This window comes from Mesorhizobium sp. M7D.F.Ca.US.004.03.1.1 (genome assembly GCF_003998635.1).
Lineage (GTDB): Bacteria > Pseudomonadota > Alphaproteobacteria > Rhizobiales > Rhizobiaceae > Mesorhizobium > Mesorhizobium loti.
In genome coordinates this window covers 1-2,535 of record NZ_RZQG01000845.1, presented here as the reverse complement: position 1 = coordinate 2,535, position 2,535 = coordinate 1, and the positions used below count along the sequence as shown (strand labels likewise).

Here is a 2,535-nt window from a genome sequence, read left to right as displayed (position 1 = left end):
GTCATCAGCTTCACCACGGCGGTGCTGGCGCTCGACCAGCCGGCGATCGTACTGATCCCGGCGGTCTTTCTGCTGGCCGCACTCATCGGGCTGATCAACGGCCTGGCGATCACCCGCTTCAACGTCCATCCGATCATCGCGACGCTGTCGACGCAGTACATCGTGCTTGGCATCACGCGCATCTTGCGTCCCGTCTCCGGCGGCACCGTGCCGGAGATCGTCATCGCCGCCGTCTCGGGCAATTTCCTTGGCATTCCCTATCCGGTCTTCTGGGGCATCGTCGTGATCCTGGCAGCCTGGAAGCTGCTCTACGGATCGCGATACGGGCTGCACCTGTTTGCGATCGGCGGCGGCATCGCGTCCGGCGCCGAGAGTGCCGCCCGCAATTTCGGCGTCTCCGACCGCCGCAACATCATCCTCGCCTATATGGTCTGTTCCTGTTTCGCAGCGGTTTCCGGTGTCTTCCTGGCCGGGCGCATCGTGTCGGGCGATCCGAATGTCGGGCTGCTTTTCGAACTCGACACCGTCACCGCCGTAGCCCTTGGAGGCACCCAGCTCTCCGGCGGCATAGGCAGCCTGCACGGCACGGTGATCGGTGCGCTGGTCATGGCGCTGCTGGCCAATGGCATGAACCTCGCCAACGTCTCGCCCTTTGTCCAGACAGCGATCAAGGGTGGCATCCTGCTGGCGGTGGTCGGGCTGCAATCCCGCAAGAAGATGGGGCTCTGAGAAATGGCTGCCGTTCTCGCAAATCCGATTACCCGGCGTCTGCTGCGCATCCCGCCGTCCTATTTTGTCTTCCTCGTGCTGCTGGCGACGCTGTGGATCGCGCGGCCGAACATGCTCAACCTCAACATCATGGGTATCTTCATCAGGCAGATCGTTCCGCTCGGCATCCTCGTGCTGGGGCAACTCGTCGTCATGCGGGTGAAGTCGATCGACCTCTCCGGCGGCGGCATCATCCTCTTGATCAACTATTTTATTTCGTCGGGCAGCTTCCCCGGCGCGTCGCTGCCATTCTTCGTCGTGCTGGCGCTCGCCACCGGCCTCGTCATTGGCTTGTTCAACGGCTTCATGATCGGCAACCGGCGGGTGTCGGCCGTCATCGTCACGCTGGCGGTCAGCATCATCCTGGTCGGGCTGGTGCAGTTCCTGTCGAGCGGCAATCCGCCCGGCGACGTGCCGAAACTGTTCAACGACCTCTACAACACGAAATTCCTGTCGGTTCCGACGCCGGTGCTGTTCTGGATCCTGCTGACCGCCGCGGTGTGGCTGCTTTTGTCGCAGACGGTGTTTGGCCGCTACGTCGCCTCGGTCGGAGAGAATGCCGAAGCCGCCCATTTTTCCGGCGTACCGGTTCAGCGCACCGTCATCTTGGCGCATACGCTCGCCGGCCTGATCGCGGCGATCGCGGCCCTGGTGCAGACCGGTTCGATTGCCGTCGGTAGCGTCCGCATCGGTCTCGATCTGCCGATCCTGGCCGTCGCGGCAACCATCCTTGGCGGCGTCGTCTTCGGCCGCGGCGACGGCGGCGTCTGGGGGCCTTTCTTCGGCGCGCTGTGCTTCGCCCTGCTGTTCGTGGTGATGACGGTGCTCGGCATCGACGAGCCCGGCAAGCTCATCGCCCAGGGCGTCATCATTCTCGGTGCTGCGATCTTCTACGGAGTGCGCGTGCGAAACCCTTGACTTGAGATGGCGAAAGGCAAGCCGGCACTGGCCCTCGCCGGGACCGACAAATCCGCGCGTTCAGACAATTGCAAACAGATGGAGAAACATGGATGTCACCGCCAAAAAACATCATGTGCTACGGCGACTCGCTGACCTGGGGCTGGGTTCCGGTCAAGGAGGGGTCGCCGACCTATCGCTATCCCTATGACCAGCGCTGGACCGGCGTCATGGCGGCGGCGCTGGGAGCGGGCTATCACATTATCGAAGAAGGCTTAAGCGCACGCACGACCTGTCTCGACGACCCCAACGACCCACGCCTGAACGGCGCCAATTACCTGCCCTCGGCCATCGCCAGCCATCTGCCGCTGGATCTGGTCATCGTGATGCTCGGCACCAACGACACCAAGTCCTATTTCCGCCGGACGCCTTACGAGATCGCCAATGGAATGGCGAAACTGGTCGGGCAGATCCTGACCAGCGCCGGCGGCATCGGCACCCCTTATCCGGCCCCGAGGGCGCTGGTCATTGCGCCACCGCCGCTGACCCCGATGCCCGATCCGTGGTTCGAGGGCATGTTTGGCGGCGGTCACGAAAAATCCAGGGATCTGGCCAGGCAGTACAAGGCGATGGCGGATTTCATGAAGATCGACTTCCTCAATGCCGGCGATTTCGTCACCACGGACGGTGTCGACGGCATTCATTTCACTGCCGCAAACAACGCCGATCTGGGGCGCGCCGTCGCCGACAAGGTCAAGTCGATCCTCGAGCCGAGCAAGGTCAGCACCGCCGCTTAAACCCGCCACGCCCGTCGGCTTGCGGCACACAGGCCCAGGGCGCAGGTGTATCGCTCGTTTCCTCCGGCGATAC

The 2,535-nt window shown here is 63.2% G+C and carries 3 protein-coding genes; all 3 read left to right on the top strand.

The annotated features are described in order from the left end of the window. Positions 1 to 729, top strand: a 729-nt coding sequence (locus EN935_RS30785; RefSeq protein WP_164771479.1) for an ABC transporter permease, incomplete at its 5' end; no start/stop codon positions are given. A gap of 3 nt (positions 730 to 732) precedes the next feature. After that, positions 733 to 1,686: an ABC transporter permease gene (locus tag EN935_RS30780; RefSeq protein ID WP_127264974.1), complete on the top strand. Its 954-nt coding sequence runs from the start codon at positions 733 to 735 to the stop codon at positions 1,684 to 1,686. Between the two features lie 92 nt (positions 1,687 to 1,778). After that, positions 1,779 to 2,462, top strand: coding sequence for an SGNH/GDSL hydrolase family protein (locus EN935_RS30775; protein ID WP_127373953.1), 684 nt, complete (start codon positions 1,779 to 1,781; stop codon positions 2,460 to 2,462). The last annotated feature ends 73 nt before the right edge of the window (positions 2,463 to 2,535 follow it).